This window comes from Deltaproteobacteria bacterium (genome assembly GCA_020848905.1).
Taxonomy (GTDB): Bacteria; Myxococcota_A; Polyangia.
In genome coordinates, this window is the sequence record JADLHG010000045.1 from 32,802 (window position 1) to 57,108 (window position 24,307).

General features: G+C 69.5%; 18 protein-coding genes, 1 tRNA gene and 1 CRISPR repeat array. Of the genes, 8 read left to right on the top strand and 11 right to left on the bottom strand.

All coding sequences use genetic code 11. The features are described 5' to 3' along the window. Positions 1-6 precede the first annotated feature (6 nt). Complete coding sequence (locus IT371_20125; GenBank protein ID MCC6749984.1) at positions 7-750, bottom strand: hypothetical protein; 744 nt, start codon at positions 748-750, stop codon at positions 7-9. An 815-nt stretch (positions 751-1,565) separates the two neighbouring features. Here IT371_20125 and IT371_20130 point away from each other — a divergent pair. Together IT371_20130 and IT371_20135 are read left to right on the top strand one after the other, a co-directional pair. Then, positions 1,566-3,359 (top strand): DUF3987 domain-containing protein, encoded by a 1,794-nt coding sequence (locus IT371_20130; protein MCC6749985.1) that lies wholly within the window; start codon positions 1,566-1,568, stop codon positions 3,357-3,359. Positions 3,360-3,448: 89 nt separating this feature from the next. Continuing rightward, the gene (locus tag IT371_20135) at positions 3,449-4,045 is read left to right on the top strand and encodes a SprT-like domain-containing protein (GenBank protein MCC6749986.1); all 597 of its coding nucleotides are present in this window, start codon (positions 3,449-3,451) and stop codon (positions 4,043-4,045) included. Between the two features lie 38 nt (positions 4,046-4,083). After that, a CRISPR array of direct repeats spans positions 4,084-4,296; the repeat unit is 30 nt; unit sequence CTTATGACCCAGGCCCGCCCGGGCCGACCC. Between the two features lie 249 nt (positions 4,297-4,545). Here IT371_20135 and IT371_20140 read toward each other — a convergent pair. Further along, positions 4,546-5,115 (bottom strand): hypothetical protein, encoded by a 570-nt coding sequence (locus tag IT371_20140; GenBank protein ID MCC6749987.1) that lies wholly within the window; start codon positions 5,113-5,115, stop codon positions 4,546-4,548. Between the two features lie 131 nt (positions 5,116-5,246). Between IT371_20140 and IT371_20145 the strand changes: the two genes are divergently transcribed. The 4 genes from IT371_20145 (at position 5,247) to IT371_20160 (ending at position 7,870) form a co-directional block, all read left to right on the top strand. Next, positions 5,247-5,408: a hypothetical protein gene (locus IT371_20145; protein ID MCC6749988.1), complete on the top strand. Its 162-nt coding sequence runs from the start codon at positions 5,247-5,249 to the stop codon at positions 5,406-5,408. Between the two features lie 1,210 nt (positions 5,409-6,618). Continuing rightward, entirely contained in the window at positions 6,619-6,888 is a 270-nt protein-coding gene (locus IT371_20150) for a hypothetical protein (protein ID MCC6749989.1), read from the top strand. Further along, positions 6,885-7,550, top strand: a complete 666-nt coding sequence (locus IT371_20155) for a hypothetical protein (GenBank protein MCC6749990.1) — start codon at positions 6,885-6,887, stop codon at positions 7,548-7,550. The genes IT371_20150 and IT371_20155 overlap by 4 nt, the downstream gene beginning before the upstream one ends. A 2-nt stretch (positions 7,551-7,552) precedes the next feature. Continuing rightward, positions 7,553-7,870 carry a hypothetical protein gene (locus IT371_20160; GenBank protein MCC6749991.1) on the top strand — a complete coding sequence of 106 codons (318 nt, stop codon included), beginning with the start codon at positions 7,553-7,555 and terminating at the stop codon, positions 7,868-7,870. Positions 7,871-8,147: 277 nt separating this feature from the next. Here the strand turns inward: IT371_20160 and IT371_20165 are convergent, their stop codons facing one another. Continuing rightward, positions 8,148-8,426: a hypothetical protein gene (locus IT371_20165; GenBank protein MCC6749992.1), complete on the bottom strand. Its 279-nt coding sequence runs from the start codon at positions 8,424-8,426 to the stop codon at positions 8,148-8,150. A 965-nt stretch (positions 8,427-9,391) separates the two neighbouring features. Between IT371_20165 and IT371_20170 the strand changes: the two genes are divergently transcribed. Next, positions 9,392-9,592 carry a helix-turn-helix domain-containing protein gene (locus IT371_20170; GenBank protein ID MCC6749993.1) on the top strand — a complete coding sequence of 67 codons (201 nt, stop codon included), beginning with the start codon at positions 9,392-9,394 and terminating at the stop codon, positions 9,590-9,592. Positions 9,593-10,151: 559 nt separating this feature from the next. After that, positions 10,152-10,829 (top strand): site-specific integrase, encoded by a 678-nt coding sequence (locus IT371_20175; GenBank protein ID MCC6749994.1) that lies wholly within the window; start codon positions 10,152-10,154, stop codon positions 10,827-10,829. A gap of 87 nt (positions 10,830-10,916) precedes the next feature. Here IT371_20175 and IT371_20180 read toward each other — a convergent pair. The 8 genes from IT371_20180 to IT371_20215 form a co-directional block, all read right to left on the bottom strand. Next, positions 10,917-10,989 (bottom strand) — tRNA-Ala (locus IT371_20180). Between the two features lie 36 nt (positions 10,990-11,025). After that, a complete protein-coding gene (locus tag IT371_20185; protein ID MCC6749995.1) occupies positions 11,026-12,924 on the bottom strand; it encodes a thiamine pyrophosphate-binding protein in 1,899 nt (632 codons plus the stop codon). A gap of 159 nt (positions 12,925-13,083) precedes the next feature. Then, on the bottom strand, positions 13,084-14,226 hold the full coding sequence (locus IT371_20190) for a metallophosphoesterase (protein ID MCC6749996.1): 1,143 nt from the start codon (positions 14,224-14,226) through the stop codon (positions 13,084-13,086). 68 nt (positions 14,227-14,294) lie between these two features. Continuing rightward, positions 14,295-14,705: a hypothetical protein gene (locus IT371_20195; protein MCC6749997.1), complete on the bottom strand. Its 411-nt coding sequence runs from the start codon at positions 14,703-14,705 to the stop codon at positions 14,295-14,297. A gap of 105 nt (positions 14,706-14,810) precedes the next feature. Continuing rightward, positions 14,811-15,644 (bottom strand): AAA family ATPase, encoded by an 834-nt coding sequence (locus tag IT371_20200; protein MCC6749998.1) that lies wholly within the window; start codon positions 15,642-15,644, stop codon positions 14,811-14,813. 159 nt (positions 15,645-15,803) lie between these two features. Further along, positions 15,804-18,401: a VWA domain-containing protein gene (locus IT371_20205; GenBank protein MCC6749999.1), complete on the bottom strand. Its 2,598-nt coding sequence runs from the start codon at positions 18,399-18,401 to the stop codon at positions 15,804-15,806. A 109-nt stretch (positions 18,402-18,510) separates the two neighbouring features. After that, the gene (locus IT371_20210; protein ID MCC6750000.1) at positions 18,511-23,439 is read right to left on the bottom strand and encodes a hypothetical protein; all 4,929 of its coding nucleotides are present in this window, start codon (positions 23,437-23,439) and stop codon (positions 18,511-18,513) included. A 141-nt stretch (positions 23,440-23,580) separates the two neighbouring features. Beyond that, the gene (locus IT371_20215) at positions 23,581-24,291 is read right to left on the bottom strand and encodes a hypothetical protein (protein ID MCC6750001.1); all 711 of its coding nucleotides are present in this window, start codon (positions 24,289-24,291) and stop codon (positions 23,581-23,583) included. Positions 24,292-24,307: the final 16 nt, after the last annotated feature.

Genomic DNA, 24,307 nt, shown 5'->3' on the forward strand with positions numbered 1-24,307 from the left:
CGCCTGCTACCGGACGAGAGCGCGTCGCATCTCGTGCGACCGCGCGGGGCGAAGGAAACCTCCGGCGTCGCGCTCTCTAGCGGAGGGCTGCGCGAGGGCGTCAGCGACGCGGAAGAGGAACCCCGCCACTCTCTGCAGCATCGCTCCCCCTGGCGTCTTTACCTTTCCGTCGGGACCTCCGAGCAGAAAGCTGAACGAGGCGGTCCTCCAGCCGAGCGGCCCCTCGTCCGGGCGCTGCCCTTGCCGCATCTCGTAGCGTACGGTGACGAGCGGCTGTCCCTTGAGGTTCTTGATCAGCGGCAGGCTGGCGAAGCTCCTCTTGGCCGCCTTTCCGTTCACGACCTCCACGATCGTCAGCTCCGTTCGCCCGAACGCCGGATTCACGTAGGCGTCCATGTTCACGAGCTCTCCCTCGCCGGGCAGGGGATTCCAGGCCGTCGTGGACCCTCTTCGCCCGGGCCGCTCGAACGCGTAAGCGAGGCGGAAGTCGCGGCCCGCGCCCAGAGGGACCAGCGTTTCGACGCCCACGGGGGTCGCAGCGCCTTCTCGGCCCCCGTTCGTGCGCGCCTCTGCCTTGGCGCTGGCGCCCTCGAGCGCGAGCACCTTGTTCCAGTGCGCACCAAACCCCCCCTCACCGAGGGCCTTGCCCACGACCTCGGCCATCGTCGTGTCCCAGAAATCGTCAGCCCGCGCTGCGGTTGGCGCCAAGGTGAGAAGCAAGGCCAACGCGGCGGCTCGGCTCGCGGTCATGGGTTCGGCTCCGGTGGTGACCGCAAGCTCAGCAAGACGTGCGCCAGGTTCCGCCGGACGTATGATCGGCCACTTCGCGCTGTCGGGCCGGCGCGGCGGCGGTCTCGTGTCCCCACCTCCGACGACCGCGGCTGGCTGGTCCTAGAGGTCGCGCCATGCCGGCGTCGCCTCCGGCCGGCGGCCGCTTCGATGCGTGGCGAGGGAGGGCCGGGCCGTGCTGGAGGGCCGGGTGGAAGAGCCGCCTCCCCAAGGCGATCTCCCAGCGGCAGGCGGGCTACTGCGATGTCGAAGAATTCCGTCGAATGACTTGGTGGAGCTGACGCGGATCGAACGCGCGACCTCTAGAGTGCGATTGAGCTCGGATCGCATTTCGTTTCAACGACATCCGTCGCGAGGACTTCCTATGCTGCGACGGTTCACTTGCGAAGTTGCCCGGTTGCGGAGGGAAGTCCGCACTAGCCTCGGTGGGGCCCTAAAGAAAAGGCCCCGAGGAGACGCCATCTCCACCGGGGCCAAAGGGCAACGCGATGACTGTAGCAAACTCTCGGGTTCACGTCAGCGAGCCGTTTTACGTCCATGTGGAACCACCCGGTTCCCCTCGGAAACCGCCGCCCGCGAATGATAGTGCGGCGCGGGAGCCAGAGGCGCAGCCGACCCCGGAAGACGTGGCGTTTGCTCCCCTACGAGGACTACCGCCCGGGGCGAGTCCCGAACGGCTCGCCCGTGCGCTCGAGTGCGCCGGCGGATGGTGCCGTCTGCAACCCGAGAGCGAGTGGCCGCGGCTACGCGGCATCATCTACACCGAGGCGAAGCGCGTGGAGCCGGGTATCTCGGACGACACGGTTCTGCGTATTCTGGGATGGACTGCCGAAGAGAGAGCATCCCGCGAGGAGCAGAGGACCGAGGCGCCGAAGGACGAACCCGCGCCCAAGGCCACCGAACCCGCGTGGGAGCCGCCGATTCCCCTCGCACATGCGGACCCTCCTCCATTCCCGACGGACGTGTTGCCGGGCTACCTGAAGGCCTACGTTGAAGCGCAGGCGGTAGCGTTACAGGTGCCCGTTGACCTGGTGGCGTGCTGCGTTCTTGGCACTCTCTCGAGTGTGTGGGCTGGGAGGTATGAGGTGAAGGTTAGGGACGGCTACGCCGAAATTGCTTCGCTCTACATCGCCACCATCCTGCCGCCCGGTGAGCGCAAGTCCGCGACCTTCTCCGATGCAACGGAGCCCCTTGCGCTGTGGGAGGCCGAGCAGGCGAAGTCTCTCGCTCGCGAGATCGCCGAGAGCAAGGCCACGGTGCGAATGCTCTCCGAGCGGATGAAGTCTCTCGAGGGCAAGGCGGCGAAGGAGGATGACCGACAGCGGCGCGACGAGCTCATGAAGGAGGCCTTCGCCGCTCGCGAGGAGCTCGAGGAGGTGGAAGCACACTCGCCCATAGTGCGGCGCCACCTGCTCGCGGATATCACCGTCGAGGCTCTCGGCATGGTGCTCGCGGAGCAGAATGGCCGGGCGGGGCTGATGTCCGCCGAAGGGAGTATTCTGAGTATCGCCGCGGGGCGATACAGCAAGGGAGACCCCAACCTTGAACTACTGCTCGCCTGTCACGCCGGGGACCACGTCTCCATCAACCGCGTGGGCCGCGCGCCCATCTCCATCCCGAGGCCATCGCTGAGCATGTGCCTTTGCGTGCAGCCGGCTGTGTTGCGCCGGATGGGCGCCGAGAAGGTCTTTGACGGGCAAGGATTCCTCGCGCGCTTCCTCTACTCCATGCCGCGCCCGATGCGTGGGCGGCGAGACGCTGAACCCGAGCCTTGCCCCGTGGCAGTGCAAGCCATCTATCGCGCTGGCGTGCTGGCGATGCTCGGCACCGAGGACCCCGAGCCGCGCCCCTACCTCACGCTGAGCCGCGAGGCCTACGCCGAGTTTATCGGCTTTCAGATGCGTGCCGAGGCTGCTCTAGGTGAGGGTGGCGAGCTCGAGTACCTGGCCGAATGGGGAAGCAAGGCACATGGCGCCGTAGCACGCATCGCCGGGCTACTGCACGCGGCCGAGTACCCCGAGGGACCCTGGCGTTACCCTATCGCCGGAGAGACCATGCGGGCGGCTGCCGCCATCGGCGAATACTTTGTCGCCCACGCCAAGGTGGCCTTTCACGCCATGCGGCTAGATGACGTGGGCGAGGCCTGCGACCGCATCCTGCGCTGGGTGCGCCGCGAGCGGCGGGAGCGATTCTCCAAGCGCGATTGCCACCAGGACCTTCGCGGAGGGATGCCCCTGGTGGAGATGTTCGACGAGCCACTGAAGCGGCTGGTGGACCATGGCTACTTGGCCGAGGTCCAGTCTGACCACCAAGGGCCGGGCCGGAAGCCAAGCCCGCTGTACCGCGTCAACCCCTACGCTCACGGACACGCGCCTAAGAAACCATCCTCAGAATCCTCACAATCACCCCCGCCACCCCGCAAGGGCTCATGCTCGGCCAATTCTGAGGATTCTGAGGATAGGTTCCAGGAAGTGAAAACCCAAGGGAAGGGCAACGGGACCCCTGGCCGGACCTCTGGGAGTCCGCCCCCTGTGGAGGATGGCGACCCCGGGCCGTGGGGTGACGCATGACCCCCGGAGCAGCACATTCCATCGTACGAAACACAGCCGACGTTGAACCGGACGGGCCGACGCCCCAGCAGTTCGGCGCCTACCAGGCCATGTTCGACTACTTCAACCGGGAGCTCTTCGCGAACGCGCTGCCAGCGGTGATTTTGAACTTCTCGCGGCATAGCCGCATGCGCGGGTTCTTCGCGCCCGAGCGCTGGAGGGGCGGCGCTGGCGCGGCACACGAAATCAGCCTGAACCCCGACCATCTCTCTCGCGCTCCTCGAGAATGGGCGAGCACGCTCGTTCACGAGATGGCGCATCTCTGGCAGCGAGAGTGCGGCTCACCGTCGCGCAGCGGCTACCACAACAAGGAATGGGGAGCCAAGATGGACGAGCTTGGGCTAACCCCTAGCGATACGGCGGAGCCCGGGGGCCGCCGCACAGGGCAGCGCATGAGCCACTACATCGTCGATGGTGGTCCCTTTGACGTGGCCTTCGCACGGATGCCGCGCGAAATCCTGCTTCCTTGGGCAAGCGGCAGTGCGGCAGCGGCGCCGGGGCCGACGACAAAGAACAAGCTCAAGTTGAAGTACTCGTGCCCCGTGTGTCGTACGAACGTGTGGGGCAAGCCGGGCCTTCAGCTCGTGTGCCTGGCCGACGGGGAGGTCTTTGTGACCGCATGCGAGGCCGAGGCGGGGGAGCCATGACCCGCCCTGTCTCGCAGGACAACCTTCTACGAGACATCCGGCAGGCCCACACCCGCCCGGGCCGACCCGCGAGTATAAGCTTTGTGCGCCTGCACATCGCTTATGACCCAGGCCCGCCCGGGCCGACCGGCAGCGGAAAGGTACTGCAAATCTGCAGGACCTTATGACCCAGGCCCGCCCGGGCCGACCCCCGGACATAAGTATTGGCCAATCAGCCAAAGCTTATGACCCAGGCCCGCCCGGGCCGACCCCTGGGCAACCTGACCCCCAGGGGGGAGGGGGGGATCGGGAATCGCATCCCTGACCGAACCGACCGCCGTCTAGGCTGGTTTTTCGATTACCCGAATGTAAAAGGCAACTTAGCCCGCCCGTGAGGCCCCCTATCGACGTTCACAGCGCGTCAATGCCCGGATTCCCGACGCTTGGCGACTATGACGTCAACGCCCTGATCGTAGAATTCGTAAGCTACCCCTGTGTCAATCTTGCAACACCCGGCGGGGCTAGTGGGTTGCCTCGCTGGCGTCGTCGCCATCATCGCCGGGCAGGAATCCGCCCTGGTCGAACGGGTCCGCGGTGCCGTCGCTATCCACCTCGACGATGGCGCTGAACGCAGCCTCAACGCGCGCCACGCGCTGTTCGAGCTCGACCTGATCAACGCAGCGGGCCGCCGCTGCGGCTGCCGCGGAGCTCGCCCTGAGGAGCTTCAACACGTCGCCGTTCGACGGGTCCCGACACGCGACCTTCACCATGTGCTCGAGGAGCGCGGCCCAGAACCGTGGCCCCTCGCCCTTGGGTGGCGTGATGGAACCATCGGCGCTGACGGCAGGGGCCTCGGGTGCCCTGGTGCGGCGGGTGCGCTTACGGGGCGCTGGCTCGCCTACGGGCGCATCCGTCGTCGGTGCGTGGCCGTGCTTCAACATGAAGGCAACGGCGAGCTCGCGGGAGGCGAAGCCTCGGGAGCTGCGCTTGCCGCCGGCGAGCTCGACGGCAACGCGCCATTGACTCGAGCTGCCGGAGTTTCGCCCGGGCGGGTACGGACCAGCGGCGGAGACGATGGACTGTTTCGGCATGACTCCTCCATCGCAGCGCGCATCCGGCGCCGCTCCTTCCGTTGCCGCTTCATTGCCCTGTAGGCGACCGCGAAAAACCCCACGTCCAGCCTCCGGGCTAGCCGACCTTCATCCGTGACCCAGGAACGCACGTGGCCCTGGTAGCAGGCCACCTGAAGCGCTCGGAGGGGAACGCCGTGCTCCTCGGCGAGCGGCCGGAGCGGCCGCGCGTCGGCTGGAACATCACCCCTTTCGGGAGCCAGCGGGGTTGGGTTGCGCTCCTCGCGAGCACCAAGCCAGCGGTGGAAATCTGACCGGTTCACGGCCTCGGTGGCGCCGACCTTCGTGACCTCGAGGTGGCGCCGGATGACCGCTCGCGAGACCCCGGCGAGCTCCGCGGCGGTCACAAGCTCGACGAGGTGGCGCGGCAACCCCTCCGGCTCGGCGTCCACCGACCGCAGCTTACGCGCGTTGGGCGGCCAGTTCTTGGCGCGCCTCGCCTGCCGTAGTTGCTCCAACCGCGCCGTGGCCTCGAATGCGGGCTGGTAGACGTGCAAGCGCGCTTCGGGTTCGTCATGCGAGGACAATAGGCATCCTTCGCGTTCAAGCCGTTCCAGGACGCGAATAAACCCCTTCATCGCGTCAGGCGTGCATCGCTCCCCCAGGCGCATGGCGAGGTCTACAGCGGTCACATGGCCACGTTCAATTGCGACGGCGAGAGCGGTCTCGGCATGCGTGGGGAAGTGCAGGAAGCGCGGCGTCTCGGCCTCGCGCTGTTCTCGGAGTGCCATCGGTCACCCTCCCCCGCGCAAGAAGTGTTCAGCCTCGGCCATCCGCTCCGGTGGGTGACCCATGGCGCGCAAGCGGGCTAGCTCCTCCTCGGCTCCTTCGAGCTCCATGACTGCGCGGTCAATTCGCCACGCGCCCACCCGGAGGCCTTCAGCGTCCAGCATCCATCCGCTGGAGGTGAACATCAGGCGCGCGTCGGGGTACGTCTGCCCGCTGAATCGGAATCTCACGACCACGTTTCACCTCGAGGAGAAGCGCCCAGCCCGCCGGCCCCGCACTGCGCGGGTTGCGTTCAGGGCGCACCGACGGTTGGGCAGAAAGCAGGACCGCGACCCGGTCGTCCCTCTCGAGGGTGACGGACTCCGCGAGAGCCCGGGCCACGGTCCAAGCTGGTTTGCTTGTCTTGCACGATTCAAACGCTATCACGGTATTGCCTAGTTTCGCAACGTGAGACGTGATACGGTCTGGTCATGCCCTCCGAAGTGCTCTTTGAGGACCTGACCGCCGCGCCAAGCCGTTACGAATTCTGCGTCAGCCTCGACGAGACCCCCGGGCAGCTCGACCGCCTAGTGGCGCTCCTACGCGGTAGCGCAATCCCAGCGGCGCATCGCCTGGCAGAGCAAATCGAGGACGCGCGCGAAGGGCTCGACGACCGCCGACGGCAGCGCGTGGCAGTGATACGCGAGAATATGGCAAATCGTGCATAGCGGCATATGGCCGCGGAGGAGTGACGGAATGGACGACGGCGACGAGAGAGAACGGGTCATCAGCGGGCTGGTGGAGGAGCTCCGCGCGGTCAAAGAGGAGCTCAAGCGCATGCGAGCCGAGAGCGCCGCACCGACGGAGGAGCTCTCCGAGGAGCAAGCCATCGCTGCCGAGGCTGACCGGCGCCGGCAGGAAGCGGCACGCGAGGCGAAGGTGCGGGCGGCGCTGGACCCGCGCGAGCTGCGGCTGAAGGCGTTGGCCGCCATCTACAAACCCGAGTTGCTGGGAGAGACGAAATGACCGGCTACACCTACGACGAACGCCGCGACGGCGAGGACGAAGGCGCGTTTCTCCAGCACATCGAAGCACCCGTGCCGTTGGTTCCGCCGGTCTCATGGTGGGACGAGGTCTCGGCTGTTACCGGCTCCACGGCGCGCATCGTGTTGGAGGAGCGGTACAGACTCGCCGAGCGGCGCATCGTGGCCATGATCGAGGCTGGCGAGTTCTGGCTTTCGCCGTTGCTCGCGGCGAAGGACCCCGGCGCTTCGTTCGCGATTAGAGGCTGCCTGTTCGGTGAGAAGCTCGCATCCTCGGGAAACTCGAAAGAGGCTCCGCGCCACCGAGCGATTCAAGCGGCGCGCGCGGTACTCGCGCTACATGGATGCACGGAGTTCAAGTTGCCGCTGCTCTCCGACGGAAGCGACGGTCCCGCGCTCTTCAAAAACTTGGCGGAGAGCGACGCGCAGAGGGTGGGACATCGCGTGTTCGTGCTCTCGGCGACGAGCGAAGTTCCGCTCGCACTCGCCGCGAAGGTGCTGACCATCTCCGGCCTCGGAGTGAGGGCGGCGAAGAATGCGGGCGTGAGTTCGAGGTACCACAAGGTCAAGGAGCTGACGCCGGCCGAGGCTGCGAAGTGGCGCGAGAGCCAGACGGCGGCGCCGACGAAGAAGGGAGCGAGGTAGCCATGGCCACCGATCTATTCGACGCAAAAAGTTCGTTCTTCGCTGGCTCGTTCAAGTCCTCGCAATTCGTCGTCGCAAACAGCGCGGTCTCGCAGTGCTCTACGCTCCTCGGTGAGGGGTGCTTCATGGCATCATCGAACGCGGCCGTGGTGGTGGCTCTCGGTGCTGGCGGAGCCGCCGTCACGCAGAGCAACGGCTTCACGATTCCGTCGGGGGTGTGCGTCGGGTTCAGCATCGGACCGACCGACGCGGGCTACCTCTCGGCCATCGCTGTGAACGGCGAGGCTGGGCTCTCCCTCACGAAGCGCGGACCTTCGTAGGCTCTCGCTCCCCGCCGCCGCCCTCACGCTGCGATGCTCGCCCCGTTCGAGCGCAGCCAGGACCTCGGGGAAGTCCCGGGCCAGACGCGCGCGGAGGTAGGTGGCATTCTCCCCACGCTTCAAGGTTCGGTCCGAACCTTGCTCCCCCTTCTTCCGGTGGCCGCCGTGTTTTCCGAGTGCGATGGCCTTCTCGAAGGGGATGGGCTCGGTGGGGCGGAAGGTCTTTACGGGCCGCGGAAGCCGGGGGGAGACGCGGTGCCAGGGGTTCTAGCGGGAGTCAGGTGCTCGCGGGGCAGCTCGCCAACGCGGGAAACAGGCGCAGAATCTCCTCCTTGCTGAGAAGCAGCGCCCGCGTCGCCTCGAGCACGCCGGCCTTCGCCAGTAGCGCGTTGTGCGCTCGCTGTATCAGTTCCCACTCGGGATGGGCCTGCGGCAAGACCTCCGCCGCCGCCGCGAGCAGCGCCACCACGAAATTCATCTGCCCCGTTGGGGCCTCGATGCAGCCGGCCACGTCGTTCGCCATGCGGCGAATGTCCTCTGTGTAATAGGCGTTCATTCCGCACCTCCGACATTCGCCATACCCCCGAGAAATCCCCGACGGAAGGGGTCACCGTCGACCCTCCACGTAAGCGATCGGAATCGTCGACCTTTTAGCGGTTGGCAATATGGCCAGGCGTGGGTGGAGATCTCGGGGCGCGTTGCGACTTGCTCTCGAGGGAGGCGCGGGCGTACCGTTCCAAATGAAAGAGCCGGCAGGGCGCCAACCCTCCGGCTCGTGGCCCCCGACGCGTGACCGCCGTGAGCAACCCGAAGCCTACCGAATCTTCGGCCAAACACAACCAGCAGGCGGGAAAATCGCGTCCTTCGGTCGATTGGGCGACGGTGGTTGCGGAGGCGGTACGCGGCGATACTGCGCGGGACGAATTAGTCCGCGAGTTTGTGGAGATTGCCGGCCGCTCTCGGATAGATCTAGAGGCGCTTTCAAAGATTCGGCTTCAGTTGGCTCAAGAGGACATCGGGCGCGTCTTGTACGCGGCTGAGAATCTCGTGAAAAGGGGGAGAGGACCCGGCCTTCGCGCTCTTCGGCAGCTCGAGCGCGCTGGTGCAAGCGTCAGGAAGGCCCTGATCGAACTCGAGCGGGAAGCAGGCGGCAGCAGGCTCAAGCTTCTGGCCGGTCCGCACAGCGGCGTTTCTCGGCTGGCACAGTCCATAAGGAGCGAGATCGAGCGCCTGCAATCAGGCATCCCATCTATGCCGGTCAAAGGAGAGGGGTTCTGGGGACCACTCCTAGACCACCTGCGAGAGCGGTATGAGCTGCCCGAGAACGTAGCGCTCGAGATCTGTCGGGCTGTTGCCAGTCGGTGGGACTCTCCCTTCAGCCCCCCTCAGAGTCCCGAGGCGGCGCGGAAGGCGCGACAGCGCACGCGCGGACGCCGGAGGGTGGACACATGACGATCTGCAAGTGTCCAGCGCTGTCCCCGCGAACCCCTGCTAGAGGACATGAGAACAGGCGAGGTACTCATGGAAGAAGCACACGAGGTTCGCGGACCCTCCGACCGGGTTACTGTCCCAGAAGCGGCGCGGCTCCTGCGCATGCACCCGAAGTCCCTCTATCGCTGGCTTCTCGCCGGCGTCATCCCACACCGGCGACTCGGGACAAGGTACCTGCTCTCGCGGGCTGCGATCGCCGCCTGGCTCTCCGACTGCGGTGCTCAACGGTGAAGCACGTTCGAATCATGCGGGAGGTGCTCGACGTGCTCGAGCTCCCCGATGGTGCGACGATGCTCGCCGAAGTGCTCTCCGAGGCCCGTGATAGGCTCGGCGCCGCAAGTGAGCCGTCGCGACGGAGATCGCGATGGAAGCGAAGCCAAAGTATGTCTGGGGACCAACCCTCGAGCACGACAAGCGAGGGTGCCGACGGTGGCGGGTTGTCGTCGCCGGGGAAGGAGAGCGCGGACGCACTGCTAAGACGTTTCGGAGCGAGGTACGCGCGCTCGACGCCGCAGAGAAGTTGCGGCGGGAAATCGACAAGGGAACGACCGTGAGCGAGGCAATCGCCCTGTTCGAGCTGCACCAGGTGAGAGAGCGCGGCAATCGGCCGAGCTCGGCAAGCCTCGTCTCGGGGAGGCTGCGGCGCATCCTCGGCGACGGACGCCGGTCAATCGAAGGCGTCACGAACAAGGAGCTGTGTCGCTGGTACGAGCAACGTAGCGGTTCGGGGAGGTTCCTGAAAGCTAAGCCGCAGTGCTCGGTGGCGACGCATCATGGAGAGCTCGCCGCGGTGCGAGACTTCTTCGGCTGGTGCGTCAAGCAAGGGTGGTTGCGCGCGTCACCTGCCGACGGGATCGAGAAGGTGGGCCGCGCCAACAAGGGCAAGCTGCAGTTACGAGGAGCGGAAGCGCGTGCGCTGCTCGCGCATGCGGTGCGGCGCGCCGCCGAGGGGGACGACGGTGGCCTTGCCGTGGCCGTGATTCTCTCGACGGGGGCGTGCGCTGGGGAGCTGCTACAGCGGCGCGTGCGTGACGTGGACGACGTAGGCGGCCGAGGGCTCCTCTTGTGGATCGACGAGCAACTAGGGGCGACGGTGAAGCGTCCTTCCCGACGGCGAACGTTGTGGGTTGGCGAGCCGGTGGCTACGGTCCTGCGGGCGCATGTGAAGGGACGCGCGCCGCTTGCGTGGCTTTTCCCTGGTGGCTCCTCGGGAGGCGCGCGCGGGAAGACGTGGCTGCGGAAGGTGACGCGGCGCCTGTGTGACGAGGCTGAGGTTCAGGTAGTGTGCCCGCATGGCTTGCGCGGAACGTGGGCATCCCTCGGGGCCGCGGAGGGCGCGGCACGGAGAGATCTGCAAGCTGACCTGGGACACGGAGATCTGCGGTCGCAAGAGGCATACGTTGACGCGACGGCGGCACATGAAGGAACGGCGCGGCGAATGCTGCGTCTTGTTGTAGGCGGAGAGTAGACGCCCGGTGGGAAGCTAGCTTGCCGGCAACCCTTCCCACCGGGCGTACGAGCAACCACTGATTAGGCGGTTGTCGTCGGAACGAAGTGGAGCTGACGCGGATCGAACGCGCGACCTCTAGAGTGCGATTCTAGCGCTCTCCCAGCTGAGCTACAGCCCCAGACCTATGGCGAATTAGCATCCGGGGCGGCGCTTGTCAACGGGCGCGACGCGAAGCTTTAGCGGGACGCGGGGCGAGGGCGCGGACGGTGGGCTCGGCGGGGCCGCGGCTCTGGGAGCCCGCCGACTGACCGAGCTGCGCCGCGGCGGCCTGGGCCTCGCCGTAGTCCACGGGCACGCCGATGAGCGTCGGGCCTTCACGCAGCAGAGCCTGCCGGATGAGCGGGCCGAGCTCTTTCGCGCTCCTCACGACGTAGCCCTTGGCGCCGAGGCCCTGGGCCAGCGCGCGCAGGTTCAGCGCCGGCACCTCCACTGCCGCGGGGACGAGGCCGCTGCGGAGCTGGTGGTTCTCGATGAGGCCCAGCCGCCGGTCGAGGAGCACGACGTGCACGACGGGCAGGCGCTGCTGCGCGGCCGTGGCCAGCTCCTGCACGTTCATCATGAGGCCGCCGTCTCCGCTCACCGCGAAGACCTTGAGCTCGGGGCGCGCAACCTGGGCGCCGATGGCCGCGGGGAGCGCCACGCCCATGGTGGAGAGCCCGTTCGGCACCATCACCTCGCCGGGCTTTCGCACCTCGAGCCACTGGGTCAGGAAGCCCTTGTTGAGGCCCACGTCCCCGAAGACCATCGCGCGCGCGCCGCCCGCCTCGGCCGCGTCGAGGGCGCGCCGGAGCTCGGCCATGATGCGCTGGGGCTTGATGGGCGCGTCACCCTCGCCGGCCAGATACGGGGCGAGCTCCGCGGCGTGTCGCACGCGCAGGGCGTGGGCCGCCTCGCGCGCCGCCTCGGGGGCGCGATACTCGCCGAGCTTGCCGTGCAGCGCGTTCAGGCCCTCGATGATCCCCGTCTTCAGCGCCACCGCCAGGTCGAACCCCGTCACGCGGTGCTCTGCGGGAAAGGCCTGCGGGCTGAGGTGCACGATGCGGGCTCGGCCGCCGGGGTTGAAGGTTTTCGGGTCGAAGATCTCCGTCGGGTGATACCCCACCGTGAAGATCAGGTCGGACTGCTTCAGGAGCTCGGCGGCCTTCCCCCGGGCGAAGGCGTCGAGCGGCGGCACGACGAGCGCGTCGCTCGACGGGAACATCCCCTTGGCGATGGCCGACGGGACCAGCGGGAGCCCGTGGAGCCGGGCGAAGGCGCGCACGCGGCGAGCCGTGGGTCCGGCGAGCTCCTGCAGCACGCCGTCTCCGGCCAGGATCACGGGGCACTTCGCATCCCGCAGGAGCGCGGCGGCCGTCTCGAGGCTGGCCTCGTCGGGGAGCGCGCGCCTTGGAGCGGGCGCTCGGGCGAGGGAGCCGCGGGTCGAGACGGACGCACCCGCCACCGCCGCGGGGAGCGACAGGTGCACGGGCCCCGGGTTCGCCAGCGCCGCCGCCACGAGCTTGCGCGCGGTGGCCACGACCGAGCCAGGTCGGCGCGCCTCGAGCGAGAGCCGCGTGACCGGACGGAAGAGCCGCGTGAGGGACAGCTTCTGGTGATAGCCCTCGGGGCGTTCGATGGGCCCTTGCCCGGTGATGAGCAGGAGCGGCACGTTCTCCGAGAGCGCGTTCGCCGCGCCAGTGACGAGATTCGTCGCTCCCGGGCCGAGCGTCGAGAGCACCACGCCCAGGCGGCCGGTGGCTCGCGCGTAGCCCGTGGCCATGAGGGACGCGCCTTGCTCGTTGCCGGCCAGCACGAAGCGGATCGTGGGCGAGCGGCGCAAGGCGTCGATGAGGTAGAGCGTCTCCTCGCCCGGCACGCCGAAGACGGTCGTGACGCCCTCGGCCTCCAGGTAGCGTACGAGCCGCTCGGCCGCGGTGGTCGTGCTGGGGGTGGTTCGCGTATCCGCGGCCCGCGTCTCCGCCGCGACGAGGCCCTGCGCGAGCGCGGCCAGCGCCCCGACGAGCTTCCAGGCGAGCGCGCGATGTCGGAGGCCCCGAAGGGGCGAGAGGTGCACGGACGGGTCCTTCCCCTCGTGACGCTCTACGAGAGGGCAACCCCCGTACCAGGGCGCGAAGCGGCTAAGGGCCTGGAACCAGCGGGACGCGCGTCGGCCGCGCGGTCCCCGGGGCTCCGGCTTTCGGTGTTCCGGCGGCCAGGCCGCGAGCCCGGTTGCTCACTCGGAGGGGGACTTGGGTTGCGTCGCTTCGGGGATGTCCATGCCGCGGTAGCGACCGTTCATGGGGAAGGCTACCGGGAAGGGGTAGCGCGCGGCCAGGTCCACCATCCAGACGTAGCGCATGTCGGTGGACTTGCATCCGAGCGTCGACGACGGCGACGAGATCACCGACGGCATGCCCGGGAGCTGCACCATGTAGCCGTGGTGCCGATGCCCGTTGAATACCATGTTGATACCGGACTCGGTGCACGCCCGCATCACCTCCGCGGCGTTACGCAGGCGCATCCCCATCTCGATCGGCTGGCGCCCCGTGAGCTCGAAGGGCATGCGCAGGATGTGGTGGTGCAAAAGCGCGATGCGCAGCCGCGCGCTGGCGAAGATGCGGTCGGTGCCGAGCTGCCGCAGCCAGGTGAGCTGGTCCTCGGTGACCTCCCCGCTCGCGCTCAGGATCGTGATCGGCGCCTTGCACGAGCTCAGCCCCACCACGGCCACGTCTCCCACGTAGCGCAGGTACGCGCCCGTCTCGTTGGCTTGACACTCCACGTGCTCCGCAAACGACTTGTAGCCATCCTCGCGCAGGGCGATGCGCGCCTTGCGCCCCTTGCGCGGGAACATCTCGTAGGTGTCGTGGTTGCCGGGGACGACGAGCAGCCGGTGCCGGTCGATCCAGGGCTTCAGATAGTGCTCGATGAGCGCGTAGCCGAAGCCGTTGTCCGTCATGTCGCCGGTCAGGACGATCACCTCGGGCGTCAGGCGCTGGAGGTGTTCGAGGAGGTTAAGGAAGAGCAGGTTGGTGTTGTGCCGGTCCACCTTCAGCAGCGCCGAGAGATCCTCGGGGGCCGGGCGGTTCTTGATCAGATTCTCCGAGGAGGTGAGGTGGCGCTCCATGGCCAGCGAGAGCATGGAGCCGATCAGCTTGTCGTCCTTCTTGGGCCACCCCTTCACCCAGTGGACCACGCCCTCCGGGTCCACGAGGCGCACCCGGTCGGGGCGGTTCTTCTTGTCCTTGAGCCCCTCGATGCTCCAGCGCTGCCAGGCGTGGAGCTGCTCCCAGCCCTCCTCGTCCTCGCCGCGCTGGGTCCAGGTGCCGGTTTCGCCGTAGCGCGAGAGATGCAGATCGCTGAGGTGGGCCAATCGCATCGCCGCTCATTGCAGCACGTCCGCTGCAGGCGGTCAAAGGGACCGTCGATCCGGAGAGCGAGGGGGAATCAGCGCGCGAGGAGGCGCGAGATCGTGGCGGTCGCGGCGTCGTGCTGGCTTGCCGTCAGGCCGGCGGGGAGCCGCACGCTGAGCTCGCTTCCCTCGGGAGCGCGCTGGGCCAGGCTCCAGCGGGCCGGCTCGCACGAGGTCTCCGAGGCGATTCCGATCGAGAGCAGTCCCTGGTGTAGCGCCGCGGCGAGCGCCAGGCCGCGTCCGAGCGGCGCCTCGAGCCTCGTCGCGCGCAGGGCCCACTCGCCATTCGCGACGCGCTCGAGGAGCGGAGCTACCACGCGTTCCTGCGTGCGCGACCACTCCTCGGACGAGATCTCGCGCAGCGGACCTTCCACGGCCAGCCTGCCGGCCTGGGCCGAGGACGAGACCAGCGTGGCCAACAGGACCGTGAACACCGCGGTGCGCATGCTCCTGTCGAAAAGCAGGATCTATGCCCGTGTGGAGGGGCGGTGTCGCCCGGGTAGGATCTTGGGATCGTTAGGATCCGAGGGTGAGGCGCCGGCGGTCTGGGGTCACTGGTCTCCAGCGACCGGGGCGAGCTGTCCGAGGCCGGACTCGCTGGTGCGCCGACGGGGACGCTGCCCCACCTGCCGAGCGAGCTGCCGGATGGCCTGCGTCACGGCGGCGTCGGGGGCGGTCTCGAGGAGCAGCCGGCCCTGGTTGGCCGCGCCGATGACGGTGGGGAAGTCGTTCTCCACGAACGCGTCCACGGTGGCGCCGAGCTCGGCGGCCACGCTCTGCGCCGGTCGATCGTGTGCCGCGTGCCACCGGTTGAGCACGACCTTGACCCGCGCTCCGAGGCCGAGCTGCTGCAGGAGGTCGAGGCTTCTCCGGCCGCTCTTGATCGACGGACCGTCCGGCGTGAGCACCAGCAGGATGCGATCCGTCTGATCCAGGGCCGCGAGGGAGGTCGCGCCGAGGTCCCGAAGCCCGTCGATCACCACGAGGTCGAACGCGCGGCGCAGCAGGGCCAGTAGCTCGACCGTCGCGGCGGCCGTCGGTTGAATGGCGTGCAGCGGGTGGTCCGACTGGGCCAGCACGTAGAGGCCGCTCGGGTGCTGCGGCAGGAGCAACGGGAGCTGCTCGGCCCTCAGGCGGCCGAGCTCCTGGAACGCATCACCGAGGGAGAAGCGTCCCGTGAGGTCCAGCTGCGCGAGCACATCGCCGGTCTGCAGGTCCAGATCTACGAGGGCCACGCGTGCGCCGGTCCGGCCACGTTCGGCGTGCGCCGCGCCAGCGAGGTTCACCGCGAGCGTCGTGGCGCCGCTGCCCCCCTTCGCGCCGAAGAGCGACAGGACCGTGCCGTGTCGAGAAGACGCCCCATCCGCCTGCCGCGCGCTCCGCATGCTCTTCCGTCCTCGAGTTGTTCGCTGGTCGCCGCTGAAAAACCCATGCTACGCGGAAGCGGCGTGCCCGAGAAGGACCGAAAGGGTCGGCGGTCGTCTTTTGTCTCGGCGATTTCTCGACGAGGTGCGGCATTGTGTGGGGGAGAGTGGGAGGTGCGCCTAGCTTAGGACGAGGAGCAGGTGGACTTTGGCCGGCGACCCGGCCGCGGTCAGGCGGCGCCCGACGAGCAGCCGCTGAAGCTCCGTGCGGAGGGGCTCGGCCGCGGCGGCGTGACCGGCCAGGCGCAGCGAGGTGATGCGACCGTCCGCTCCGACGTGCAGCGTCATGCTGAAACGCCCGCGCAGGGCCCGAGCCTGCACCCCCAGCCGGCGGCCCACCTCACGGACGAGCCGGGCCATCGCCTCGCCGAGCTGCGTGCGCTCGATAGTGGAGCGCAGGCCGCTCACCTGCGGGGAGCCGACGACGGCCAGCTCGGCCCAGTTGGCCTTCTTCGGGCGCGCTTTCTTGCCTGTCCGGTCGGCGTCGCCACTGCCGCCAAGCTCTTCTCCCGCTTCCCGCGCCGCCTTGCCCGAGGCGTGGCTGCGCCGGCCAGGCAGAAGCCCATCCAGCCGGATGCTTGGCTCGGTGGCGGCGACAGGCGCCGAGGCCTGCCGATGGGCGATGCGGCCGCGCCCGCCGTACCCGCGGCCGTAGCCGGTCCCGCCGTAGACGGGGCCATCCGCGCTGCGACGAGACAGTCGGGCCGAGCCCATCACCGGGGACGCCGTCGCCGGCGCGGGACCCAGCGGCACGTTCCGCACATAGGCCGCGCGCGGGGCGGCGCGCTCGGAGACGCCGGCGGGCAGAGGTACCGGCACGGCCACGCGCTCCTGCTGGCCGCCTTGATTGCGCACCACCGTGTCCACCGCCACGAAGGCGGTGTACTTGGAGACGAGGCCGTAGCGCAGGGCCGTCTGCGTGATGGTGCGCTCGAACGTGGAGCTCGGGGTGGGAGTGACGGCCTCGAGGTCAGTGAGCTCGATCAGCGTCTGGCGGGCCCAGAGCAACGGGATGGCCGCGTGCGCGCTCGTCGGCGCGTCCGGCAGCGTGACGGCCAGCTTCTGCTCGAACGGCGCCCCCGCGAGGCGGCCGCGTACCGTCACGGTGCCCGCGCCCCCCTGGTCGTAGCGGCCCACCACGACGATCGGCTTGTCCGCGAAGAGGTCGCGTACCGCCGACGGCGAGAGGTCCTTGACCTTCAGGCCGCCGAAGTCGAGCGCCACGCTGGTGAGGGCCGGTCGCGAGAGCGTGGAGAAGATCTGGTCCACCACCTTCTGTGGCTTCTCGCGGTGCAGGATGTAGTAGGGCTCGCCGCCGCCGATGCGGGCCATCCCGTCGATGAGCATCCGGTTCACCGAGGAGCCCACGCCGAGGGCGAAGAGGTTCACGCCGTTGCCGTGCTCGCGCAGGAAGCGCAGCACCTGGGCCTCGTACCCGATGTAGCCGTCGGTGACGAAGAGCACGATGCGGGCGCGCGAGGGGTCCTTCTTCGCCTCGAGGGCGAGCCGCAGCGCGGGGAGGAACTCGGTGCCGCCACCGCCGCGCATGCTGGCCACGTACTGGATCCCGGCGGCCACGTTGGTGGGGCTCGCGGCGACCGCGGCCGGCGCGAACTGGTCGGGCATTCCGGCGAACTTGATGATCTGGAAGGTGTCCCGCTCGCGCACCTGGGAGAGGAGGCGCCGCACCACGGCCTGCGCCTGGGCGAGCGGCGTGCCGTACATCGAGCCCGAGTTGTCGACCACAAAGACGTACTCGCGCGGCGCGATGTCCGCGGGGAGCATCTTGGCCTTGGGCTGGATCATGAGCAGGAAGTGGCCCTGCTTGGCGTCGCGGTGCGAGAGGAGCGTGGCCTCGGGGCGGTCGCCGGCGAGGCGATAGCGCACCACGAAGTCCTTGTTCGGGACGCGGTCGCGCCGGTCGAGCGTGACCGTCGATGACGCGCCCTTCGCGGCGACCGAGGCGCGGTGCGAGACGACCTGGAGCCCGCGCAGAGCCGAGCCGCTGTGCACGGTGAGCCGGACCGAGATGTCGTGCCCCGGGCGGAGCCCCTTCTCGAGGAGCGGGGGGGTGATGCGCGAGGCGTCCGGCACGCGGGTCGTGTCGGTCCCCCAGCCGCTGCCGCTCTTCTGCCCGGTGGGCTCGCCGCCGCTCACGTAGCGCGGTCCGACGACCATCGGGAAGACGAACTCGTAGCGGCCCCCCTCGGGGACGAGGGCCTCGACGTACGAGAGCTCGACCCGGATCTGGTCGCCGGGAAGGATGTTGGCGATGGACTGCGTAAAGACGTTGTCCCGCTCCTGTTCGAGAAGCGCGGCGGTCCGCCCCTCGGAGCGAGCCTTGTCGTAGACGGCCTGCGCCTCCGCGCGCTTCTTCACCACGCCCCGGATCACGCGCGTGCCGACGTGGATGGTCATGGCGTGGACCGCCGCGCGGTGGGGCAGCGGGAAGACGTAGACCGCCTCGATGGCCTTGCCGAAGGGGTTGTGGAAGTGCTGCGTGACGGCGACCTGCGCCACGACCCCCGAGACCTCGGCGCGCACGTCGGTGTGCTTGAGCGGCAGGGCCACGGTCTTGCCGGGGGGGCCCTGCGTGCGGAGGTAGCCGCCGTTCGTGACGGCGGGCCCTTGGTCGGCGGCTCCGGCGTTGGGGGTGAGAAGCAGAGCGGCGAGGAGCCCAAGCCCTGCCGTGCGGACGAGCGGGGTGCGTCGGGACATGCGTTCACCTCGAGGGACCAGGGGTGGTTTCGCCGCGGCGAAGGCGGCCTCGGGAGGTGGTAACGCGCGAGGGCCGTGTTCGATCTAAGCGTCCGCCGTTCCGGCGGGCTCAGAGGACCTGGAGCGTGAGGGGCGAGGTCTCCGCGCGGTGCTCGGGCCGGTAGTACTCGTAGATCGCCGAGGGGGGCGTCTGCACGCGCGCCGGGTACTGGCCGCGCAGCCGCACCGTGAGGCGGAGCCGCTCCGCGGGCCCAAGCCGCGAGAGGTAGAGCAGGGCCTGGTTCCCCTGGCGCTGCACCTTGTCCACGGTGCCGGCTCGCACGAGGCGCGTGAGGTCCTCCTCCTCCACCGCTACGCCCGGCGGGAGGGCCACCGCGAGGAGCGGCATCTCCACCGCGCGACGGCTGGTGTTGGCCACGTTGACCTCGAGGGTGGTGGTCTGGCCCGGCTGGATGCGCGGTTGCGCGAGCCGGGTGGCGATCTGGAGCCCTGGTGCGGGAGCGGGAGCCCGGTCGGTGCGGGGGACGTGGTGACGCGCGACGAGTTGATAGAGCGCCCGTCCCTCGCCCTGGAAGCGCAGCGTGACCCGCTGACGCCCCGGACGCACGTGGGACGAGAGCTCCACCACGTGCGAGGTGTCCTCGCCGTCGAGCGTCACGCGCCGTCGCAGCGTGTCGTCTACCAGCACTTCCACGGACCCCTTCACCCGGGCCCGCTGCAAGCGCTGCTGCAGGAGCAGGGCCTTGAGTGACAAGATCGTGGCCTGCGTGGAGTGCCAGCTCCCGAAGCTGTCCTTGCTGGCCACGAGCGTGTCCATGAGCCGGCCGGTCTGCAGGTTCACGCGGTTCGCCGCCAGGAAGGCCGTGGCGCCCAGCGCCGTGGCCTCGAGCAGCGCGCTCTTGCCCGCCCCGTAGGTCAGGCTGGAGCGCGGCCCCTCGAAATAGATGCCACGTTCGTTTTCCTGCCGGAGGGCCCAGAGGCGGTCTAGAACCCGACCCGCAACGCCTCCGCCGCGGGGGCCGAGGAGCGTGCCGAGCAGTGCCAGGGTGTAGGGGTCCTCGGCCTGCTCCGCGCGCGAGGTCACGTAGCGCAAGGCGCGCGCCAGGGCAGGGCCCCGGTACCCCGAGTGCTGGAGCGCATTCGCGATGTACGCAGTGATGCGGAGCAGATCCCGGGCGTACTCGTTCGTCACGCCCTCGTGGATGGCCTGCCTGTCCGGCCCCCAGCTTCCATCGCTGCGCTGCTGCCGGACGAGCCACTCCTGCGTGCGGGCGATGACCTGCGGATCGACGGTGTGCACGCGCGCGAGGTCGAAAAATTCCATCAGGCCGTAGGCCGTGAGGATGCGGTTCGCGGGGGCGCTGCCGAACCAGGAGAAGCCGCCCCCTCGGACCTCGAAGGAGAGCAGGCGCTGGTAGCCGGCCGAGATGAACTCCTTGGCCTTGCGCTCGATGGTGGGCGAACTCTTCCGCGCCTGCCGCAGGTAGTCGAGGACCAGCAGGTTCGGGTAGAGGGTCGATGAGGTCTGTTCGAAGCAGCCGTGGGGCATGCGAAGCATCCCCTCCATCCCCTCCAGGGTCTGGCTCATGGGTCCCGGCGAGATGGTGAGACGAAGCTGCGCGGTGCCGGCGATGGCCGTGGAGGGGAGCGTCACCTCCTGCGTCACCTCCCGGGTCAGCGCCCCCGAACGGCTGGCGACGCGTTCCTGGCCGTCGGGCTCCACGCGGGTGCTGCGCCGGACCGCGTCGTGCTGCGCGGCGCCCCGCGCCTCGATGGTGAGGTCCTGGGAACCGAGGCCGCGGGCCTCCACGGGGAAGTGCCGGACCGCCACCTCGTCGGGTTTGAGCTCGACCGTCTGCTCGAGCGGTCCGAGCGAAGAGATCCCGGCCGAGGCGCGTAGGCGCAGGGTCACGCGCTGGCGCTGCTTGACGTAGTTGTAGATCGTGACCGGCACGCTCAGCCGGTCGCCCTGGGTGAGCGCGGTGGGGAGCCCGAGCTCCACGAAGAAGTCCTGGTAGACGCGCAGGGGGAGCTCCGTCTGGCCGAGCAGGCCGTCGGCGGAAGAGGCGGTGGCGAAGAGCCGCCAGGTGGTGATGCTGTCGGCGAGCGGGACCTCGACGGTCGCGCGCCCCTGGCGGTCGGTAATGATCTCTGGATTCCAGAACAATGTTTCTGGAAAGTTAGTTCGCACACGGTCGGGCATCCCCCCCGCGCCGGCGAGGGCCAGGCCACCGTAGCCGAAGGCCCGCCCGTAGCCACCGCCCCCCGCGCCCACGCCGTAGAGGCCGAGGCTCCCCGCGCTCATGCGTCCGTAGGCCTGGCCGGCCAGGAGCTGGCGCACGATCGGTGCGGCCGCGAGGTTGATGCGCGGGGATTGGGGGTCGCGAAGGATGCGTGGGTCGGTCCGGCGAGGCCCCGGGGGGAGCACGTCGTCCGGCGTGTTCGGCAGCCCGTCGGGGCCGCGCGAGAAGATGACGTAGCGCGAGACGAGGTTCGAGCCGTAGGGGTTGTAGAAGGTCTGCGCGTCGAAGCGGATCTCGTAGCGCCGTCCCCACGGGTCGAGGAGCGTGTGCGAGGGCAGCTTGCCGACCTGGCCGAGGCGCGAGACGAGCTCCTTCGGCAGACGAACCGGCCAGAAGCGGCGGGCCAGGCGGGGGACGCGTTCGCGCGGGAGGGAGAGCGACTCCCAGCGGTCCTGCAGCACCTCGTAGAGAGCTGAGAGGCGGCGGGAGGCCTGGGCGTCCGCGAGCCGCGCGAAGGTGAAGTGCGCGTCGAACTGCTGGAGGTGCCAGGGGCGCACAGGGCGGGTCCAGGGGTCGAGGGCGGCGCTGCTATCCGCCAGCCCGAGCGCCACGAGGCGACGGACGAGGTCGGCGCGAAAGCGCCAGCCCTTGGGGGTCTCGCGCCCGACGGGCTCGCGCTCCATCAGAGTCCGCACGGCGTGGGTCAGCCGGCCGGCCTGGGCGCGCCAGCGGACGGCGCGCTCGCTCCACGGGTCGGTCTCCCAGAGGGAGCTGCGCTCCGGGCTCACCGCCGCGAGCAGGAGCTGGACCGCGCGGCGTCTCCGATCGGCCGACGAGCGGTCGGCCAGCCAGCTCGCGAGATCGCGTCCCCCCGGGCGGTCGCTCGTCGCGGCCGAGCCCCGGCGGGCGCTCTCCGACAGGGCGAAGAAGAGGCGCGCGTCGGTGCGGTCCAGGCCGCCGAGCGCCACGAGAGCGTCGTCGACGGCGAGGAGCCCGAGCGCGGCTTCGGTCCCCTCGTTGGTGCGGCTGCTGACCACCTGGAAGTGGATGCGCGCGCGCTCGCCGGGACGGTAGACCGACCGATCCGCCCGGGCGGTCACCCGGAGCTCGGTCGCGGCCTCGGCGTAGAGGAGCGCGGTGTGGCTCCGGCGACGGGCCTTGGGGCCGACGACGTGCGCGCGGAGCTCGAGCAGCCCGGAGGTCTCGGGCGGGATCGGCAGCGTCAGGCGCGCGCGTCCGGCGACGAGTGGGGCGCTGGTGCTCGCGATCGCCTGGCCGTCTTTCACCAGATCCAGGTGGGCGAGCGTGCGGCGCGGGGCGAGGCCGTCCAGGACCTCCACCTGGGCCGGCTCGCCGGGGTCGAGGAGAGACTTCGCCGGACGCACGAGGAGGCCGTCGTCGACCACGGGGAGCTCCTCGGTGCGTTGCTCGCGTTCGCCGCGCGGGTCGGTGGCGGCGAGCTCGAGGCGCAGAGTGCGGGGGGCGAGCGTGGTGGCGCCTGGAGGACGCGGCGGCGTGACCTCGAGGGTAGCCGTGCCGAGCTCGTCGGTCATGGCGAGCAGGCGCCGCCCTCCCACGCGCAGCTCGACGGAGGTGCGGGGCGCGGGCTGGCCGTCGGGATACCCGGCGAGGACGAAGACGCGGTTACGCACCCCGCGGACCAGGGCCCGCCCCTCGGGCAGGAGCTTCACGCGCAGCAGCTCGTCGGTCACCGGCAGGGAGAGGTCTCCGGCCTCCTCCTGTTGCGCGGTGTCGACCACGGTGGCCACCAGGCGCACCTCGTGCGAGGCGCGCGAGGGACCCGAGAGCCGCGAGCCCAGGATCACGCGGAACGGGCGCCGTCCCTCGGCGTCGGTCGGGCCGAGCGGCACCGTCTGACGTACCGTGGCGCCGGAGCGGTTCTCGAACACGTCGAGCTTCACGCGGGCGGCCGTGACCGGCTTGCCGAAGAAGTAGCGGGCGCGCACGGTGCCGTGGACCGTCTCCCCGGGGCGGTAGGCGCGGCGCTCGCTCTCCACCTCCACGCGAAAGCGCGGCAGGACGTAGCGCTCTACGCGCACCGCCTTCGTCGCGCGGGACTCCTCGAGACCGTCGAGCACGGCCTCGAGCCGGTAGTCCCCGAGGTTCACCTCGTCGGCCAGGATGAAATCGGTGGAGGCGACGCCGAAGCGCGAGGTGGGGCCTCGATGCCGGTGCACGAGGTTTCCCTTCGGGTCGCGAACCACGAGCTCCATCGGCCGGCCGGCCAGCGCGCGGAGGTCCTGCCCTCGCAGGGCCAGCGCCCGCAGGTGGACCGTCTGGCCCGGCTGATAGCGCGGCTTGTCGGTGGCGAGGAGCACGCGTGCGCCGGCGATGACGCGGACGGTGGCCTGGTGGCGGTCGGTGCCGAGGGCGTGGGAGACGGTCAGCACGAGCTGGCGGTCGCCCGGCGAGAGGTTCGGTAGGAGGAAGGCCAGCTGCGCGCTGCCGTGGCTGTCCGTCACCGCGCGAGCGAGCGGGCGCGGTGGCCCGGCTCCGTCGAGCAGGGCGAGCTCGGCGGTGGCGCCGGGGAGCGCGCCGCTCACCTCGGGGGCGGTGCTCCAGTGCACGAGCGCCCGCAGCGTGGCCCGTCCCCCGGCCACGAGCACGCGCGGTCCCACGACGTGGGCTCCGACGGCGGCTCGTGGCGGCAGCGCGGCTCTGGCGGGCCCGGCCATCGGCGCCTCGACGCTGGTGGCGACCATCGCGAACCCGAGGACGAGACAGGGCACGACCCTTCGTCCCGCGCGTGCGGGGCGACGTTCGAGGCAACCCATGATGGTGGCTCCTTCGGAAGACCGGCGCTGTGAGACGTGACACCGGACGAAGGAGGAAGTTCCCGAGGAGCGTGGGTCGGTCTGGCGCGAGGGAGCTCAGCGAGCGGCGAGGAGCTTCGCGGGCGACGAGGGAGACTCGGCCTAGCGGGGACCGTCTTCGGTCTGCACCACGGCGTCGGCCGGCGACAGGTGGATGCGGAAGCGGATCATTCTACCCGTGTAGGACGAGTTGACACAGCTGCTCCCCTCGACGGTGATCCAGCCGGCCCAGGGGGTCTTCGCGTCGGCCGGTACGTCCACCTGCGCGAGAAGGTCGGGGGTGATCTTGGCGAGGCAGGTGTCGATCGTGTCGCTCCCCGAGAACCAGAGGTCCCGGTCCTGCGCGGTGAGACGGACCCGCGGCGACGCCTCGTCGTTCGAGAGGAAGTTCCAGCTGATGCGGTTGGGCCAGCTCTCCTTCTGCTTGAGGTGCTCGCGCGTGAGCGTCTTGTCGCTCGTGAAGTTCCACTCGGGGTTGTAGCTGTCCTTCACCACCGGAAGGTAGGCGCTGAATTCCATGCCCCCGAGGGGCTGGGTCTTGTCGTAGTAGCCGATCGTGACGGTCCCATCCACGTCGGGAGCGGGCCCGGTGTTGTAGCTGTCGTCCCAGCTCACGTCGTACTTCTTGGCGTCGTCCACGTCGACCGCCACGCCGTCCAGCTTGTAGAAGAGAGCGCGAGCGACGGTGCGCTGCCCCTCCGGCCCCTCGACTCCGTCCTCGGGTCCGATGCCGCCGCAGGCGGGCGTCAGGCACAGCATGGAGAGTCCGAGCCAGAGCCTGAGCTTCGAAGAGATGAACGTGCCGCGCGCCATGGCGCTCCTCCTGGTT

Coding starts and splice junctions, on each gene's coding strand:
- IT371_20135 (MCC6749986.1), top strand. CDS start 3,449: ATGTTCGACTACTTCAACCGGGAGCTCTTCGCGAACGCGCTGCCAGCG.
- IT371_20170 (MCC6749993.1), top strand. CDS start 9,392: ATGGAAGAAGCACACGAGGTTCGCGGACCCTCCGACCGGGTTACTGTC.
- IT371_20150 (MCC6749989.1), top strand. CDS start 6,619: ATGGACGACGGCGACGAGAGAGAACGGGTCATCAGCGGGCTGGTGGAG.
- IT371_20190 (MCC6749996.1), bottom strand. CDS start 14,226: ATGCGATTGGCCCACCTCAGCGATCTGCATCTCTCGCGCTACGGCGAA.
- IT371_20200 (MCC6749998.1), bottom strand. CDS start 15,644: ATGCGGAGCGCGCGGCAGGCGGATGGGGCGTCTTCTCGACACGGCACG.
- IT371_20160 (MCC6749991.1), top strand. CDS start 7,553: ATGGCCACCGATCTATTCGACGCAAAAAGTTCGTTCTTCGCTGGCTCG.
- IT371_20205 (MCC6749999.1), bottom strand. CDS start 18,401: ATGTCCCGACGCACCCCGCTCGTCCGCACGGCAGGGCTTGGGCTCCTC.
- IT371_20165 (MCC6749992.1), bottom strand. CDS start 8,426: ATGAACGCCTATTACACAGAGGACATTCGCCGCATGGCGAACGACGTG.
- IT371_20155 (MCC6749990.1), top strand. CDS start 6,885: ATGACCGGCTACACCTACGACGAACGCCGCGACGGCGAGGACGAAGGC.
- IT371_20195 (MCC6749997.1), bottom strand. CDS start 14,705: ATGCGCACCGCGGTGTTCACGGTCCTGTTGGCCACGCTGGTCTCGTCC.
- IT371_20140 (MCC6749987.1), bottom strand. CDS start 5,115: ATGCCGAAACAGTCCATCGTCTCCGCCGCTGGTCCGTACCCGCCCGGG.
- IT371_20215 (MCC6750001.1), bottom strand. CDS start 24,291: ATGGCGCGCGGCACGTTCATCTCTTCGAAGCTCAGGCTCTGGCTCGGA.
- IT371_20210 (MCC6750000.1), bottom strand. CDS start 23,439: ATGGGTTGCCTCGAACGTCGCCCCGCACGCGCGGGACGAAGGGTCGTG.
- IT371_20125 (MCC6749984.1), bottom strand. CDS start 750: ATGACCGCGAGCCGAGCCGCCGCGTTGGCCTTGCTTCTCACCTTGGCG.